Below are 17,008 nucleotides of genomic sequence, written 5' to 3'. Positions count from 1 at the left end.
CCGCCCCGCCTCTGGAGGTTGACATGGAGTCATACGAACTCGAAGCGCTGGAAGCGGTGACCACTCGTCCGGCGTACCCCTACCGGACGCTCACCGTCGAGCGGATCACTCCCGTTCTGGGAGCGGAAGTCTCAGGCGTCGACCTGTCACAGGAGATCCCGGCGGAGCAACTGGAAGAGATCCGGGCCGCATTCCGCGACCACCACGTCCTGGTCTTCCGCGATCAGACGATCACCGCCGAGCATCACAAGCGCTTCGCCGCCGCCTTCGGCGAACTGCGCGCCGTCAACCCGCCGCCGCCCGAGGACGATCCCTACATCCTGGAGATCCGTACGACGTCGGCCTCGGCGAACGTGGCGGGCAACGGCTGGCACGCGGACGGCACCGCCGACGCCGAACCGTCCCTGGGGTCGATGCTCTACATCACCGAGACACCCGAGCCGGGATGCGGCGGGGACACCCTCTTCGCCAACATGCACCTCGCCTACGACATGCTCTCACCGGCGATGCGCGCCCTGCTGGACCCGCTGACCGCGATACACGACGGCGCGCAGGCCCTGGCGGGATACCCACTGCCCGCGGACTACGTCGTCCCCAAGAGCGAACACCCCCTCGTCGCCCGGCACCCCGAGACCGACCGCAAACTGCTGTACGTCAACAAGGCCTACACCAGCCGCATCCCGCAGCTCTCCCCCGACGAGAGCCGGGCCCTGCTCGACGTGCTCTTCGACATCATCGCCCGCAGGCCGGTCCTGCACTGCCGCGTCCGCTGGACCCCGGGCACGCTCGTCTTCTGGGACAACCGGTGCGTCCAGCACCACGCGACGTACGACTACTACCCATACGCCCGCTACGGCCAGCGCGTCGCCATCAACGGCGGCCCCGTCAAGGGCTGATGTTCTGAAGGGGGGCGGCGTCGTGCACGGCTCTCGGTCCCGTGTACGACGCCTCACCGCGCTGCCTGAGACCAGTGCCGTTCCGGATCGACCAAAACAGAGGGCATGATCCGGACCACACCCGGGCCGGATCCTGGCCACCTCCCTTTGCGTTCCGCGTTTACGCTGGTCAGATCCCACATCGACGGTGTACCACCAATAGACGAAGAAGCTGCTGGTGTCGTACTCGCCGAAGAAGCTGGGCTTCTTCTAGAGGCACGAAAAAAGGCGCCTGACCTGGGCTTTTGCCCGCCAGGCGCCTTCCTCTCGGCCCGCCCAGAGCAGGGACCGCCTTACGTCATAACTCCCAGTTCCTCCCACCGCTGTCCCGATCCTGACCAGTACTTCCGGACCAGTCACGGACCAACCCCGACTCACCCTTCAGACTCCGCGCCCTGGCTGACACGGCCCCACTCCTGCATGGACTGCTCGATGAGGCGGTTGGCCTGCTCTCGGACGCCGTCCAGGAACTTGGCGTAGTGGCGGAAGAGGACCTCAATGCTCTGGCCCGCGCGACGAGCGCACTCGGCGGGGTCCACACCGGAGTACAGCCAGAACGAGATCCCGGCGTGCCGGAGATCGTAGGGCCGCTTGGCCAGCTTGGAGGCGAGTTCTGTACGGGTCAGGACGTACTTCCGTGCCCGCGCCCACGTTGTGCCATATACAGCTGCGTCCACATAGTTGCCGGCCTCGTTCCGGAACAGTCGGCCGTCCGGCGCCACGCCGAAGCGTTCAATGTGTGCGCGGAGCATGCGTACGAACTGCGGCGGGATGGGCACAGACCGGGTCGCGGTAGCCGCGCGGCGCTTGAGGGAGTGCAGGCGTTGCAGGTCAGACCGGGACAAGGCCATCGGGCACCTCCCGGGTTGAACTGGCCGTTCACCAGGGAGCTTTGCACGGTGGCCTGCCCTTTGCGCAGGGAGCGGAAGCCGTCACCGGATGCACGCCCCGGGCACCCGCCCGCGCACACCCACACGGTGATCGCCTACCCATCACGCGGGAGCCATCGTCGCATGGGTGGTGCTGCGTCCACCAAACCACATTGCACATACAGTTGGACAGTGTGTGCAGCCTGTTCTAGGCTCCCAACTGCGCGCTGGAGTTGTCCGCACCGCGGGTGAGATTTCCGTAACTACCAGCGGTTCCCTATCCGACGCTCCTGGTTCATGGGGGGGTGCACTCCCCTGGTGCCGGTGCGCCTTTTCGCGGGGGCAGGTAAGGCGCCGTCTCCGACTCGTATCTCGGTTTGCCATCAAGAAAGAAGAGACTGTTGTTCGACAAATCAAGTGGCCAAGTGGACGTGCGCGACATGCTTGTCGTGCATGAGGCCTTCCGCGATGCCTTCGACCGGATGCCTGACCTGGTTCGTGGAGTTCCGGCGGGCGATATCGCTCGCGCCAAGGTCGTTGCCGACCACATCGAACTGATCCAGGATTTCCTGCATCTCCACCACAAGGGCGAGGACGACCTGCTGTGGCCCAAACTCCTGGAGCGGGCGCCGGCCGATCTGCACCCGACCCTGCAACTGATGGATGATCAGCATGTACGGATCGACGCTCTGATCACCGAGGGCGCCAAGGCGCTTGAGGCCTGGCGCCGTGAGGCCGGCACCGCCGATGGTGAACACCTGGCGGACCTGCTGGTCGACCTGGGTGCCGCCCTGACGGAGCACCTCGGTATCGAAGAGAAGGAGGTGCTGTCTGTTGTAGGCCGATACCTCACAGTCCCCGAGTGGCACCAGATCGGCGATCATGCCATCAACGGACTGCCGAAGAGTAGACTGCCCATCATTTTCGGAATGCTGGCCTACTTCGCCTCACCTGAAGTCGTGAAGCTGCTACTGTCCCCCGCCCCGCTGGTGCCACGGCTGCTCATGCCCCTGCTCGGGCCGCGGGCCTATGCCTCCCACGCGCGCCGCGTCTACGGATCTGCGGCGAAAAGGGCCTGACGAAAATCCTGAACTGGACTCCGAGTTGAAGGAATCGGGGACCGGTGCACCGCAAGGCGGGATCTTGTCACCCGTGATCTCCAACATCGCCCTGTCCGTACTGGACGAAGCGATCGCGGTGGGACCGGGAGGACCAGGAGCCACCCGCAGTCGCAGGGCCCACCGGCGGGCAACGGGCAAGCCCGACTACCGGATCTGCCGGTACGCGGACGACTTTCTCGTGCTCGTCGCCGGGACCCGCGAGGATGCGAGTCGCATCCGTGACTGGGTGGCCGAGGTGCTCTCCCCGATGAGCCTGCGCCTGTCACCGGAGAAGAAGAAGATCACGCACATCGACGAGGGCCTGGCCTTCCTCGGCTGGCGTCTCCAGCGCCGCTGGAAGTCCTGCTGCACCGCCTCAACCGGGTACTGCGGGGCTGGACCGCCTACTTCCGTTTCGGCGTCTCGCACGCCTCTTGCCGATACCTGCGCCATTTCGTCTGGCAGCGGGTCATCAAGTGGCTGCGAAGGAAGCTCCGCCGGCGCACCTGGAAGGACCTGCGCCGCCGCTACTGCGGCGGCCGCTGGTGGCCCGTCACGGACGAGGTGCGGCTGTTCGACCCCACGAGGGTGAAAACCATCCGCTACCTCTACCGAGGAACGAAGATCCCCTCTCCGTGGCCCGGCACCGGCTGAAGAGCACCGCCCAATCGGGGCTTGTGGAGCGCCCGTTGCTCGGGAGCGGGCACGGCGGGTGCGGAGGGCGGCCCGGGGAAACGGGCTGGTCGCAAGGTCGGCCCGCGTCCCGGGCCGACCCTACTCTTATGGGTGAAGTAGCCGTGGCGGCCCCGGCGGCCCTCGTCGGGGTGATCAGCGACCAGAAGACCGTGCACAACGTTCCGCACCGCACCTCCTGCCGGTCACTCGGCGTGTCGGAGGCGTGGTTTTACAGGTGGCGCCGCAGACCGTCCGAGCCGACGAAGCGCGAGGCCAGGCGGGCGTCGCTGGCCGCGAGGATCCGCTATTTCTTCGACCGCTCGGGCCGGACGTACGGCTCGCCGAGGATCACGCTGGACCTGCGGGAAGTGGGCTGGCAGGTATCCGAGAACACCGTCGCCGAGATCATGGCCGAACTGGGCCTGCAGGGCCGCGAGCCGCCTCGCCGACGTCGTTCGCCGACCCGCCCCGGTAAGCGGAAAGCCTCTCCTGACCTGGTACGACGCAAGTTCGACGCCATCGCTCCCAACGTCTTGTGGTGGGGCGACATGACGGAGATCGAGACCGGGGAGGGCAAGCTCTACCTCGCATCCGTCCACGACGCCTTCTCCCGCCGCGCCCTTGGCTACGCGCTGGTCAGCGCCGCCTTGCAGATAGCGATCGCGACCCGGGGCGGCCAGGTCGGCGGCGTCATTTTCCATACGGACCGCGGCAGCGAGAGTACACGTCCGAGGCGTTCCAGCAGCTGTGTGGCAGGTAGGGCGTGGTGGAGTCGATCGGGCGCGTCGCGCCGGCGCTGGACAACGCCGCCGCGGAGTCGTTCCACTCGGCCCTCAAGGTCGAGTACATCCACCGGCACACCTTCGCCACCCGCACCGGGGCCCGGCTGAAGACCGACACGTGGATCGCGGACTTCTACAACACGAAACGCCGTCACAGCGCGGCCGGCGGGAAGCCGCCCGTCGAGTTCGAACGGATCATCCAGGAAGCGCGGGCCCGGACCGATCAGGAAGACCGGGCCGCATAACCAACGTCTCTACGCAACCAGGGGATTGACACCCTGCGCGAGGCAGATCCGGACTGCTTCCTGCTCGACGACTCCCTGAGGGAGCGCGACCGGGTCGGCGACAGCCGGAGCGACTTCTCCCACAAGCACCGCCGTCACGGGGTAAACGTGTAGGTGGTGACGGACCCAGTCGGGCAGTTGCTGTCGATCTCTCCGGCCCTGCCCGGCCGCGCGCACGATTTCACCGCGGCCCACGCCCACCGCATCATGCGGATCTGCGAACGCCAGGGCGTTCCCATTGCACTTCATGGTGTTCACCGAGACCTTCGACGCCGACGTGATGTGCCGCTTCCTGGACCGGCTCATCGGCCACTTCGCCCGCAAGGTGCACCTCATCGTGGACGGCCACTCCGCCCACCGGTCCCGCAAGGTCCGAGCCCGGCTCGCCGACCACCCCGACCGGATCGAACTGCATTTCCTGCCCGCGTACTCGCCCGAGCTCAACCCCGACGAACTGGTCAACGCCGACCTCAAGCGCAGCCTGCCCATGCACAGCCGGGCCCGCGACCAGGCCCAACTCGCCGCCGAGACCCGCCGGTTCTTCCACCGCCGCCAACGCCAGCCGCACATCGTCCGCGGCTACTTCGGCGGCCCACACGTCCGCTACACCCTCGAATAGAACCCTTTGAGTTTCGGATCAATAGGAGCCGGATCGTAGGTGGCGACACCCCTCCTACACCCGCCGGAACGCGAACTCACACCGACCAGCAAACCGTCAACCGAGCGCTGTCCACACGTGCGCCGGTCGAGCGCGGCGTCGCGCGTCCGAAGTCCTGGCGCATTTTCCGCAGATCCCGGTGCAGCCCGAATCGAATGTCGTCAATCGCCACAGCCGCCCCCACTCTGGAGCGGCCACACTGAAAGAGCTCAATGACTCGCCGTGTGAGCAAGACGCGTTTGCGAACGAGATCGAGGCCGGGCGGGTATCAACAACTGGTATTTACGATATCCCGGATTGGCGTTGAGTGGAACCACCCATGAAGGTCATCCGCACAAGGAGCGATCAAAGGGGCAGAGTTATCTTCCCTATTGATTCGATATGTCACCAAGTGCCGTCCGGCGCACAGCTGTTCATTACGATTCGCATGAGGGTCAACTCCTGGATGGGGTCGGTTGCCGAGGAAAGCATCCGACTCTGGGAGCGCAATGCGCGATAGTACGGATCATGGAGAGGCGTGAGACGAATGGCCGAGAAAATCAAAGGGTTGTTGGTTGCGGGAACCATGGCCGCAGGATTCATTCTCGCGACTGGCACGCCTGCAGCCGCTGCCTACACCTGTAACGACAACGAAGTCTGCTTCTATGACGGAGGCGACTACACGGGTACGGTGCTCGTCGCCGTGCACGGCGGGAACGGGACCCTTACCAAGAAGGGCACCGGTCAAGTACTCGACGATTTCTCTGGGCTGACTTTCAGTAATGGAACGAACGCCAACGACAGGGTCAGCTCGGTGATCAACAACACGGGCTGGTGCATCGATATCTACCCTCACTCGTGGTACGGCAGTGAAAACGGACAGACCTACTGGCTTCCCAAAGACAGTCGCAGCAACATGCCAAGCTCACTGCACGACCAGGTTTCGTCGTCTCGGTTCGTCTGGGGCCTCGAAGGATGCTAAGACAGGGCGCCAACACAGGCCGTCCGAAGCACCCCTCGTTCCCGCCCACAGTAGGGCTGGGAGCCACAACCGTTCGCCCCTCGGAGAACAGAACATGCCTCGGTCCCTCGATGTCCTGGTGATCTGCGCCTGAGTCGCCGGCCTTCCCGCCGCCATTGCGCTGCATCGCCGGGGCATGTCGGCCGACATCATCGAGCGCAGACAGCAGCCCGCGTCCTGCATGGGGCTGTTCCTGCCGGGCAACGCCGTCAACGCGCTCACCGAACTCGGGCTACGAGAGCACCTGATGCTGCGTGGCTCGCCGATCGAGTACCAGGAACTGCGCGATCACCATGAAAAGCGCCTTGCGGAGATCACCATGGGAAAACGCCGGCACTGGCCGCCGTTCAAGCAGCACACGAGGCGGGAAACCCCGATGGTTCCCACCTTCGACACCTTGTGCCACCCGTTGCCGGGCGGCCTCAACGCGTCTCGTGGCCGCGTTGCGCGAGCCACCGGCCGAGTGAGACGGGGGCGGCGAGCACGGCTCGCATGCACGGCCTCTCGCCAAGCGAACGGCCGAGTCGCGTTGGGTGATCGTGATCTTTCACTGACGAGTTCCAAATCGCCGTATCTCCTCCAACGAGAAGGATAGGGACAGCTTCTATGCGCAGACCCAGCGAATACTTGGTGGGAGTCATCGCCGTCACCGTGGCGCTCACCTCAGGATTGGCCCCTGGAGCCGCCGCATCGCCACCGGGCGGGGTCCAAGGCGCCGACGAGGGCTTCGGCGCGAAGTCGACCACGGTGACACTGATCACCGGCGACCGGGTCGATTTGGATGCCAAGGGAAGGGTGACTCAGGTGCGGCCGGCCAAGGGTCGCGAGCACTTACGAATGCTGGTGCGGCGGGAGCAGGACCGTACGTATGTGATCCCGACGGACGCCATGCGGCTCGTCGGGAACGGCACGGTGGACCGGCGCCTGTTCGAAGTGACCGGCCTCGTCGAGGCACAGTACGACGACGCCCACCGCGACGGGCTTCCGTTGATCCTCGCCTATCCGAAGAGCGCCGCGAAAGCACGAGCGAAGGCTGAGGTCAAGGCAGATGTGACAGCGACCGGCGCGAAGGTGGAGCGAAACCTCGCCGTGCTGAACGCACAGGCCGTGTCGGCCCCGAAGAACAAGGCTTCCGACGTGTGGCGGGCACTGACCGCCGGCTCCGGGAAGTCCGAAGCACGGATCGCGGCAACCGGGATCAGCCGTGTGTGGCTGGACGGCCGGCGCGAGATGAATCTTGACAGGAGCGTTCCCCAGATCGGCGCGCCCACGGCCTGGGCCGCCGGCTACCAGGGTGACGGCGTGAAGGTCGCGGTCATCGATACCGGAGTGGACCAGACGCACCCGGATCTCGCGGGAGTCGAAGTCGCGGAGAAGGACTTCTCCGGCTCGGGCAGCTCGGTGGACCACATCGGCCACGGCACCCACGTGGCCTCGACGATCGCGGGCAGCGGAGCCAAGTCCTCGGGCAAGTACAAGGGTGTCGCGCCCAAGGCGAAGATCCTGGACGCCAAGGTGTTCGACGACCGGGGCGGGGCCTTCGACTCGTCCATCATCGCCGCGATGCAGTGGGCGTCCGACGAGGGCGCCAAAGTGGCGAACATGAGCCTCGGCGGCGACGACCACGCCACGATCGACCCGCTGGAAGAAGCGGTCGACTCGCTCTCCGAGAGCAGCGGAATCCTGTTCGTCGTCTCGGCGGGTAACAGCGGCCCCGCCTCGGGAAGCATCAACTCGCCCGGGAGCGCGGCAGCAGCCCTCACGGTCGGGGCAGTGGACCGAGAGGACGACATCGCCCCGTTCTCCAGCGCGGGTCCGACTGCCGACGGTTCACTAAAGCCGGACATCACCGCGCCCGGCGTAGACATCGTCGCGGCCAAGGCCACCGACGGGCAGCTCGGCACCCCGGCGGGGGACGGCTATGTCGCCATGAGCGGTACGTCGATGGCGGCGCCGCATGTCGCGGGTGCGGCGGCCGTCCTCTCGCAGCAACATCCGGACTGGACCGGCGAGCGGATCAAGCAGGCGTTGACCGCTTCGGCCAAGCCCACTCCGGGCCTGACGGCCTATCAGCAGGGTGCGGGCCGTACCGATGTGGCGAAGGCGATCACCCAGACCGTCGTCACCGAGCAGAGCTCGGTCGGCTTCGGGATCCAGCGCTGGTCGCCGTCCGGTGCGGAGCCGGTTACGCGGAACGTCACCTATCGCAATGACGGGGCCGAATCGGTCACCCTCGACCTGAAGGTGGAGGCAACCGGGCCGGGCGGCAAGGCCGTACCGGACGGATTGTTCACCACCGACGCCCGGCAGGTCACCGTGGCGCCCCGTGCGACGGCGAACGTCGCGCTGACCGCGGACACCCGAGTCAGTGATCAGTACGGTGACTTCTCGGGCGCACTGGTGGCCACGGCGGCTCAGGGAGGCCAGAGCGTACGGACTGCCTTCGTGATCACCAGGGAGGAGGAGTCGTACGACGTCACGACGGAGCTCCTCGACGGCAACGGCGATCCGGCCGAGGCAACCGTCGACCTGTTTGGCCTCGGCCCCGTCCCTTCGTCGCCGGGGGCGTGGAGTGACGATGGCAAGGTCACGATCCGTGCGCCCAAGGGCGACTATATGGTGGACGCCATGATCCTCACCCCGGCGGACGAGGGCGAGTCCGATGTGTCGGAGCTGATCCAGCGGAAGCTGAGGGTCACCGAGGACACGAAGCTCGTCTTCGACGGGCGCGACGCAAAGCCACTGGACATCGGTGCCCCGGAGGCCGCGAACACGGTCGGCGCCATGCTGGGATGGACCCTCGTCCTCGGAGACGGGACATCTCTGGAAAAGAGGATCCACATGGATTCGCTGGACGGCTTCTCGACCGCTTCGGTGGGCGAGGAGGTTCCGGACAAGTTGTTCCAGGCTCGGATCAGCACCACGATGACCGCGGGCTCGACCCTCTACAACCTGCTCTACACCCGTGACTCCAGTATGTTCGACGGCTTCACGCATCGGGCTACGAGGAGCGAACTCGCCCTGATCAACGTGGAAATGGGCGCCCCGGCGAAGAACAAGCTGGGATCGATCCAGCCTGCGTGGTGGGAGAACAACTCGTTCGTGGTGTCGGGGCTGGGTCCTCTGCTCCCCCTCCCCACTGCCTCGAAGCAGTACGTCACCACACCGCCCGGCTTCCAGTGGGGCTTCGGGGCAGGGCAGGTGGCTGCCGACGTCCCATACAACGGTGAACACGAGGTGCTTTTCGTGTCGGACGGCGGCCGCCGGACCTACAAGGCGGGGGGAACTTATGACCTCACTCTCAACGTCGGCGTCTTCAGCCCGACCGTGAAGGTCGCGCAACGCTATAAGGACCAGGCCCTTGTGTGCCTTCCCCTGTTCTCAGACAGCGCCGGCCGTTCCGGATTCTCGGCGGACGCCGAGGCCACGACCGTGGTGACGGTCGACGGCGTGAAGACCGACACGGGGCTCGACGATAACGATTGCAGGCTGATGTCGGGTCTGCCGGAGAAACGGGCCTCATACACCGTGAGCACCGATGTGTCGCGCAAGGCCGATATCGCGGGGGTCAGTACCCGCATCCAGGCAGCCTGGACGTTCATGTCAGCATGGGACGGGGGAGATGACGTGGTGGATCTTCCGCTGTCCAGCCTGTCCTTCGCCCCGAAGCTGAGCCTGGACAGTACCGCCAAGGCGGACGCGAAGCTGACGGTTCCGCTCGTCGTCAGGGGCTACGCGGCCGACAAGGGAGTCAAGTCCCTCACGATCGAGGCGTCTTACGACGGCGGTAACTCCTGGAAGGAGGCTCCCGTCACCACCGCGAACGGCAAGAGCAGCGTCACGCTGGACCATCCCGCGTCCGCCAGGTCGGTCTCGCTCAAGGGAGCGCTGACGGACGCCGAAGGCAACAGTTACAAATTGACCGTCTTCGATGCGTACCTCCTGAAGTAACAGCAGCGGCAGGCGGAGAAGCGCCGTGTACCCACCGGGTCATGGCGCGGATTCCAGGAGTCGTCGCAACACGGTGCTCGGCCGGGGCTTCCCGGCCGAGCACCGTGCCTGGGAAGGCCGTCCTGGGGCCGGCTATCGGCGGACTGGTTGGCGATCGGCTGACGCTGCACACAAGTTACGCTGATCCAGGCCGATTTCTGTCACGCACACTGGTCATTTCCGGCATGACGATGCTCTGGCGATTCGGCTTCTCGAAGACGCCGACAACTGTTCCCGGGTGCGAGGGACACGTCGAACCCGGGTAAGACACTGGGCGATTCCCTGAAGATGGAATGCAGCCGGAGTTTCTCAGCGGTTGCGATTCACCTGGTCACTGAGCTCTTTCAGCGCTGCCGCTCCAGGGTGAGGACGGCGGCGGCGATTGACGTCATTCGATTCGGGCTGCATCGGGACCGGCGGAAGATCCGTCACGACTTCAGCCGTGCGACACCACGCTCGACCGGTGCCCTTGCCGCGGACAGCGCGCGGTTGACGGTTTGCTGAGTCGATGTGAGCTCTCGGCCCGGTGGGCGTCTGAAAGGGGTCGTCACCCACGGTCCGGCTCCCGTGTAAGCCCGGTCAGCGAGGACGGGAACACCCTGGCGTTCGCAGATCCGGATGATCCGGTGGATGCAGGCCGCAGTCAGGTCGTGGGCACGGCCGGGCAGTGCGGGCGAGATCCACAGCAGCCGTCCGGCAGGGTCGGTTACCACCTGCACGTTCACCCCGTGCCTGCGGTGCTTGTGGGAGTAGTCGGCCCGCCCGTCGCCGACCCGGTCGCACTCCGCGAGGGTGCCATCGAGCAGGACGTAGTCGGGATCGGCTTCGCGCAGGGCACGCAGCAGGCCGGGCGCTCGGCCGGCGAGCAGGTTGATGACGGCCGACGCGTAGGCGTGGGCGGTGCCGACGGAGATACCGAAACCGGCGGCGATCTGGGCGAGGGTGTCGTGCCGGCGCAGGTACACCAGGCCGACCAGCGCACGCTGGTGCGGCGGTAGTTTGCAGCGGCGGTCACCCTCGCGGGTGACGATCAGCATGGTGACCCACTCGACCAGAGCATGAGGCAGGTCGAGTGCGGCAGAATACGGAACCAACGCGGCTCCTGTGCCTGTGGGTTGAGACTTCGAACACCTCCCCCAACGGCACGGGAGCCTCGTGCGTTGCGCACACCACCAGCGTCACCCGATCAGTGGCCGCCCTGAGAACCCTCAATGAGTTCCTTCAGGCGCTGGGAGAGCAGCCGGCCGGATATGCCGTCGATCAGTGCCCTGTACTCGCCGAAGCGGCGGGCGCCCTGGGCGGCGGCCTGCAATACCGAGCCCGTCCAGCGACGTCCGACCATTTCGAGGGTGCCCTCGAAACTCGCGCAGGTGTTGTCATGAATGGAGTCTACTTACGAAAGGTTAGCACCTTACGCGTCGTTTTGCCGTTGGGGCAGTCCGGCGCATCGTAGAGGCATGACCGACCACGAACACCCACTCTCCTTCGGCGTGAGCCTCGATCCTTCCGCCAGGGCAGGGTCACAGGCCAGGCGTCTCGCCCGGACAGCGGAGGACCTCGGTTTGAACCAACTCGCCATCGACGACCAATCCTTGCCAGCCCGGGCCACCTCGACGCCTTGAACCTGATCACGCACTTCGAGAGCACCCCTGACGAGGCCACGTTCGCGCCCCTACCCCGGACCGACCGGCACCTGCGTCACCGACCTGTGGAAGCACTGCGACCCGACGGCGCCCTGCGCCCTCAGCCTCAGACCTGACCACCAACACATCGATTCCTCAACGGATCCTTCCGCCCTTGGCGGTAACGGCGCTCCGCCCCCACACCGCCGCAGGAAGAGACGACCACTAAGGACATGAATACAGATATGAGCATGAAGACCTTCGTGCGAGCGGCTTCAGCTGCCGCCCTGCTGACCGCCATCCTCACACCTTCTGCCTCCGCCTCTGAGGTCGGGACAGCTGCAACCACGATCAACTACCCGCAGGCGCAGGCGTCGTACGACAACAACCCGGGCAACGGACGCCAGAGCTGGCTCTGGGCGACGAACTGGGGCTCCAGCGCGATCCGCATTGACGCCCAGCACTACGACAACAGCATCAGCTATGACCTGGTGGTCCAGCCGAACCAGGCGAGCTCGGTCAACTTCGATAAGGACATTTGGCGCATCAGGTACTGCTGGCTTGACTCGCGAGTCAACTACTACGGCTGCTACAAGTGGAGCTGACTCGATCACCCGTTCGCCTGCCGCGCATACCGTGTCGACAGCCGAACAGGCTTACCGCCGGGGTGATCTCCTGACGGTACACGCATGAGGACAGGGCCTCTCGGCAGCTCAGGGATGCGATTCGCATCGAGCGGTGCCGGGAGGCCCCCGTATCGTCGCCGTGCGCGTCGGAGCCCGTCCAGATCAACTCGACGGGGCATCGCGTGATGGGCCCTCACCCAACACCGGGTAGTTAGGGTCCGTAAAGAATCAACACGTTGCTTCACGTCGCTCTGTCGTTGGCGTGGTATGCGCATACCGAGCGAGGTTTGTGACCAACTTGTCCTGCGCTTCGGGGTGTTGTTCCCTCATCTGAATGAGCGACAGCAGCAGCCGGCACTGGCCGCCGAGGCCCGGCTGCTGGGGCACGGCGGGATCCGGGCAGTCGCGCGTGCCGCGGGGGTGAGCGCGACGACGGTACTGAAGGGGGTCTTCCAGTTGGAGGGCGGTGAGGGTCCCCTGCCCGATGGCCGGGTCCGCCGGGACGGCGGCGGTCGCACGCGCTCCAGCAGATGCTTTTCTCACTGCGGATGCGGGCGCCGCGGTGTTGGGCAGCCAGCACGTCGGGGTGGCGGGGATACGTTCTGCCGAACCACACAACACTGCCCTCGGAACCCGGATGCGGGGAGCCGGAGATCCTCGCCTTCGCGAGTGCCATCGGGCCCCAAGGCAAGCCCCCAGGTGGAGTCACTTCTCAGCTACAGAACTCGGTCCCACGGCCGCCAAGTGGAGTCAAAACTGACCTACCAATGGAGTCGGTTGTCGGTTCTGGCAAAGATCTTGGGGAGCGGTCGCGGAGCGTCACCGCGGTGTTCGATTGCCAGGGGGCGGGGTCGGGTGAGACGGCGTACGCCCCGCCGTCTGGCATCCGAGAGTGACGCTCCATCAGGTTTCTGGTTGACCCCGCCGTGATCGGCTGTGGGCGGTAACGGTGCTGGTCATGCAGGCCGATGCATCGTTATGGGATTCCTTTGTGTTCGACGGGGTCGACGACGTGGACGTCGAGGCGGCGTCCGCTGCCTTCGGCACAGCTCGATCGCGTCCCGCTTGTACTCGTCCGAGTAGAGATTCGTGCACTTGCTTCCCACCTGGCACTGCTTCCTCTGGAACTCAGATCCCAGTCTCCAGGTGTCCACGATCAAGGGGAGACTTCAGGCAACAAGAGCAGTTGGCCACCGCCGAGCCGACATACGCCGTCACGAGCCTGACCCCGAACAGGCCCGCTGCGGCCCAGCTCGCCGAACGCGTGCATGACCACTGGAAGCTCGAAGTCCTGCACCGTGTCCGTGAACCACCTGGTCCGAGGACTCCTTCCAGTTGCGGACCGGTAACGCCCCCCCGCCGCCCTATCGCGCCGGACGTCATGTGACTACACCGAAGCCCTCCACCTTCCCTCAGGGGAGATGCACGGACGCGGCTTCCTGCGGTGCGAGACCCGACGGGATGTTTCGCGGGTCGGCGGGGCGAGGAATGTAGACGGGCGAGTCCGACTGGTAGAAGAGATCGATGTCGGCCTCTTCGCCACCGACGATCAAGGTGTCCCACGCGCCGCTTTCCTGGAGCGTGCGCAGCGTGGCGGGATCCAACGCCGACAGGTGAGTGCGCAGTTCCTCGTCGGTGGGCATGCCGGGGAGGCGCGGCGCGAGCCGCTCGCTTATCGCGCTCATTCTCTCCAGCAGGGCGTCGAGGTGAGCCTGCTGGGACTCGGAGTCGCCGCCGGGAGCCGGTTCCATGCTGCGGGCGATGATGTCCTTGATGGCGCGGGTGGCGCCCTGCTCGTCGGTGGTGACCATGGCGTTCCAGGCCCGGCTCTTGTGCCGGTACTGAAGCATGGACATCGCCGCCTCGTGCCGGATGAAGTCGGCGTCACGCAGCGGCTTTCCCCGCCACGCGCGACTGAGGGAACGGGCCAGCGACGTGGCGGAGGCGAGACCGCTGTTGAGGCCGCGGCCCGGCCAGAAGTGAATGGCGTTGGCCGCGTCGCCCAGCAGGAAGCCGTACGTGCCGGGGCTCGTCGACGTCGGGCGGGTCAGCTGCGCGGTGAACCGCGGGCGCTGCACCATGTCCAGTCGGAACGACGTGACCGCGGTGAGATCGTCCTCGGTCATGCCGAACAGCTTTAGACCCTCCCTGATCCGCTTCCACAGGGGCGAGCTGCGCAGCAGGGCGGGCAGGAAGAGGGTTCCGTGCGAGGGGCAGCGGAACTCGTTGTCCTCCTCACGGCTCATGACACAGGGACGAGCGGCGATGCACTCCTCGAAGACCTGGCGGACCGGGTCGATACCGACGACGTTCTTGGCCTCCTCACGGGTGAGGCGCATGTTCAGGAAGCCTTCACCGCGAAGCGAGTTGAGAAGGAATCTGTTCTGCGACACGGTCAGCAGGACGCTCATCGGGTCGGGCAGCGGGGACTTCACCCGTAGCCCCAGCACCACGTCCTGCAGATGGTCGCCATCGAGGGAGTAGATCGAGGCGTCGGCCGCGCCGAAGCGGTCGCTGTAGTGCTCCCGTGTACGGGACCGTCCGCCCTCGCAGACCACCAGGACGTGTTCCTGCGACAACCGGCCCTGGTGCTCCGACGGGTCGAACCGTTGCGGCACCAGCCGGATCGCGGTGCTCTTGTTCGCCAACTCCAGCAGGCGGTCCTCGATGTACGCGATCCGGATGTTGCGGGGAGGCCGGCCCTCCACGGAGTCCGGTCCGACGGGCCACATCTCCGAGAAGTCACCTGACTCGAACAGCGCCGACTGCATCTCCTCGGGCAGAGCGAGGTACTGCCTGCTCTGAATGGTCACGACCTGTTGACGACGGGTGTTTCCGTGGGTCTCGTCCTTCCAGACCACAGAGGATCCGTTCTTGATCCACCGGCCTTCGTAGATCTTGATGGCGACCCGCCCGCGCAGCATGTTCTCCAGCGTCAGCGCGAAGGCGAGGCCGACCGGACCCCCTCCGGTGATCGTGACGCGGAGCAGGCCGGGATCCGCGGATGCCTTGGCCCGGGGCATGTCGAGAAGGGAGAGGTCCATGACCGTCTCCATGACGTCCTGCGACTCGAAGAGGAAGGTCTCCTCACCGATCTGGATGCGGTCGTTGGCACGCAGTACATGCCGTGTGACGCGCTGGTCGTTGACGAAAGTGCCGTTCCGGCTGCGGTCGTACAGGACGAAGCCGGCATCCTCCTTCACGATTTCGGCGTGCAGACGGGAGGCACTGGCGCTGACGATCACGACACCGTTGTCGCTGTTGCGGCCAAACGTCAGTGGAGCGGCACTCAGCACCACACTCTGACCGGTGAAGGGGCCCGTTCGCCCTACGATGACCGATGGCACTGCTACTCCTAGCGGATGACACTCAACAGGGAAAAGGAGGCCGCGTGATGCGGCTGACTCGGCATGAGGACGAAGCTGTCACTCATGCGTGGGCGGGCCCGGTTCGGTTCGACTCTTCCGAGACCCAACCGGCCGGAGGGCAGCGTGCCTGGACTCGGTCACGCGTTCCGAGTCGTCAGTGACCAGACGATGTGCCTCCGGTCGTTCCCGCCTCGCACGTCAACGACAGAGGCACCATGTTGGACTTGCCCTGAAGAGGGGCATTGAGCTCCACGCCGATTTCGCTCTCGAACGTTCCGGCCTTCGCCCACGTGGTCAGACTGACGCTGACCTGCTTGGTGAGGCTTCCGCCGTTCGGGAACGACAGCGCCCTCCACTCCTCATCGGTGATCGAGCCGTCCTTGGACACCCACCGGTAGGAGAAGTGCGCCGGGAGCCGGTCCACGGTGAACGTCGCCGTGAAGGTGGGCGCCTCCCCGCTCGAGGGTGGGCACTGTCCCGAGTACGTCGTCTGCGAGCCCGTCACCCTCATCTGCACCCCCTCGGAAGCGGAGGTGTCCTGCTCGTCATCCCCTGTGCCGGGAGCGGCGGCTTCCTCGGCGTTCTGTGAGGCGTCCTTCGCATCCGGAGAGGCCGCACCGGCGCCTGCGGTGGACGCGTTCTGCTGCTTTCCGTCGTCGTCCCCGTCGTTCATGAGGGCATAGCCCGTCCCGACCAGCGCCAGAACGCACAGGGCCGCGCCCGCTGCCACGAGGGCGGTGCTGCGCCGATTGCGGCGTGAAGGAGAAGGGGGGAGGGAGGACTCGGGTGTTCCCACAGCGGTGGAATCCGACGGCGAGGGATACGCGGGCGTCGGCTGCGCCGAGAGTTGAGTGACGGTCGGCTGTGCCGCGGGATGCGCGACGGTTGGCTGCGCCGGGGAACTTGCGGCAGTGAGCTGTGCCGAGGGAAGCGTGGCCGCAGGCTGGGTCTCGGCCTGAGCGGGAGACGGCTGCGTCGTGAACTGGGTCTCGGCCTGAGCGGGAGACGGCTGCGTCGTGAACTGGGTCTCGGCCTGAGCGGGAGACGGCTGCGTCGTGAACTGGGTCTCGGCCTGAGCGGGAGACGGCTGCGTCGTGAA

Annotated in this window: 12 protein-coding genes and 7 pseudogenes; 14 read left to right on the top strand and 5 right to left on the bottom strand. The window is 65.9% G+C overall.

The features are described from left to right. Positions 1-23: 23 nt before the first annotated feature. Complete coding sequence (locus AB0J04_RS35055; RefSeq protein WP_363172645.1) at positions 24-896, top strand: TauD/TfdA family dioxygenase; 873 nt, start codon at positions 24-26, stop codon at positions 894-896. A gap of 413 nt (positions 897-1,309) precedes the next feature. Here AB0J04_RS35055 and AB0J04_RS35050 read toward each other — a convergent pair whose 3' ends face one another. Continuing rightward, positions 1,310-1,780 (bottom strand): hypothetical protein, encoded by a 471-nt coding sequence (locus AB0J04_RS35050; protein ID WP_363172644.1) that lies wholly within the window; start codon positions 1,778-1,780, stop codon positions 1,310-1,312. A gap of 449 nt (positions 1,781-2,229) precedes the next feature. Here AB0J04_RS35050 and AB0J04_RS35045 point away from each other — a divergent pair, with 449 nt between their 5' ends. From AB0J04_RS35045 to AB0J04_RS34995, 11 genes and pseudogenes are all read left to right on the top strand, one after another. Further along, positions 2,230-2,883, top strand: a complete 654-nt coding sequence (locus AB0J04_RS35045; RefSeq protein WP_363172643.1) for a hemerythrin domain-containing protein — start codon at positions 2,230-2,232, stop codon at positions 2,881-2,883. Next, positions 2,834-3,187 (top strand): annotated as a pseudogene (locus AB0J04_RS35040) (reverse transcriptase domain-containing protein); the annotation flags it as partial. The gene AB0J04_RS35045 and the pseudogene AB0J04_RS35040, both read left to right, overlap by 50 nt. Beyond that, the gene (locus AB0J04_RS35035; protein WP_363172649.1) at positions 3,148-3,558 is read left to right on the top strand and encodes a group II intron maturase-specific domain-containing protein; all 411 of its coding nucleotides are present in this window, start codon (positions 3,148-3,150) and stop codon (positions 3,556-3,558) included. The pseudogene AB0J04_RS35040 and the gene AB0J04_RS35035, both read left to right, overlap by 40 nt. Positions 3,559-3,686: 128 nt before the next feature. After that, positions 3,687-4,244: pseudogene (locus AB0J04_RS35030) on the top strand (IS3 family transposase); the annotation flags it as partial. Positions 4,245-4,342: 98 nt separating this feature from the next. After that, positions 4,343-4,606: an integrase core domain-containing protein gene (locus AB0J04_RS35025; protein WP_363172642.1), complete on the top strand. Its 264-nt coding sequence runs from the start codon at positions 4,343-4,345 to the stop codon at positions 4,604-4,606. Positions 4,607-4,636: 30 nt separating this feature from the next. Then, positions 4,637-4,885, top strand: a pseudogene (locus tag AB0J04_RS35020) (transposase family protein); the annotation flags it as partial. Then, a pseudogene (locus tag AB0J04_RS35015) lies at positions 4,884-5,264 on the top strand (transposase); the annotation flags it as partial. The pseudogenes AB0J04_RS35020 and AB0J04_RS35015, both read left to right, overlap by 2 nt. Before the next feature lie 69 nt (positions 5,265-5,333). Continuing rightward, positions 5,334-5,506: pseudogene (locus AB0J04_RS35010) on the top strand (IS5/IS1182 family transposase); the annotation flags it as partial. 323 nt (positions 5,507-5,829) lie between these two features. Then, positions 5,830-6,264, top strand: coding sequence for a peptidase inhibitor family I36 protein (locus AB0J04_RS35005; protein WP_363172641.1), 435 nt, complete (start codon positions 5,830-5,832; stop codon positions 6,262-6,264). Positions 6,265-6,439: 175 nt separating this feature from the next. Next, on the top strand, positions 6,440-6,898 hold the full coding sequence (locus tag AB0J04_RS35000; protein WP_363172640.1) for a hypothetical protein: 459 nt from the start codon (positions 6,440-6,442) through the stop codon (positions 6,896-6,898). An 11-nt stretch (positions 6,899-6,909) separates the two neighbouring features. After that, positions 6,910-10,254, top strand: coding sequence for a S8 family peptidase (locus tag AB0J04_RS34995; RefSeq protein WP_363172639.1), 3,345 nt, complete (start codon positions 6,910-6,912; stop codon positions 10,252-10,254). Positions 10,255-10,637: 383 nt separating this feature from the next. Here the strand turns inward: AB0J04_RS34995 and AB0J04_RS34990 are convergent. Both AB0J04_RS34990 and AB0J04_RS34985 read right to left on the bottom strand, forming a co-directional pair. Continuing rightward, positions 10,638-11,387 (bottom strand): annotated as a pseudogene (locus AB0J04_RS34990) (transposase family protein). A gap of 92 nt (positions 11,388-11,479) precedes the next feature. Beyond that, positions 11,480-11,635 (bottom strand): winged helix-turn-helix transcriptional regulator, encoded by a 156-nt coding sequence (locus tag AB0J04_RS34985; RefSeq protein ID WP_363172638.1) that lies wholly within the window; start codon positions 11,633-11,635, stop codon positions 11,480-11,482. A gap of 531 nt (positions 11,636-12,166) precedes the next feature. Between AB0J04_RS34985 and AB0J04_RS34980 the strand changes: the two genes are divergently transcribed. Next, complete coding sequence (locus AB0J04_RS34980) at positions 12,167-12,520, top strand: hypothetical protein (protein ID WP_363172637.1); 354 nt, start codon at positions 12,167-12,169, stop codon at positions 12,518-12,520. Between the two features lie 288 nt (positions 12,521-12,808). Then, positions 12,809-13,057, top strand: a pseudogene (locus AB0J04_RS34975) (ISAzo13 family transposase); the annotation flags it as partial. 896 nt (positions 13,058-13,953) lie between these two features. Here the strand turns inward: AB0J04_RS34975 and AB0J04_RS34970 are convergent. Beyond that, positions 13,954-15,888 (bottom strand): FHA domain-containing protein, encoded by a 1,935-nt coding sequence (locus AB0J04_RS34970; RefSeq protein ID WP_363172636.1) that lies wholly within the window; start codon positions 15,886-15,888, stop codon positions 13,954-13,956. 175 nt (positions 15,889-16,063) lie between these two features. Further along, complete coding sequence (locus AB0J04_RS34965) at positions 16,064-16,639, bottom strand: hypothetical protein (protein WP_363172635.1); 576 nt, start codon at positions 16,637-16,639, stop codon at positions 16,064-16,066. Positions 16,640-17,008 lie beyond the last annotated feature (369 nt).

Origin of the sequence: Streptomyces sp. NPDC050263 (assembly GCF_040655955.1) — a bacterium.
Classification (GTDB): domain Bacteria; phylum Actinomycetota; class Actinomycetes; order Streptomycetales; family Streptomycetaceae; genus Streptomyces.
The sequence above is the reverse complement of the archived record's forward strand: the minus strand, read 5'-3'. Positions and strand labels throughout refer to the sequence as shown.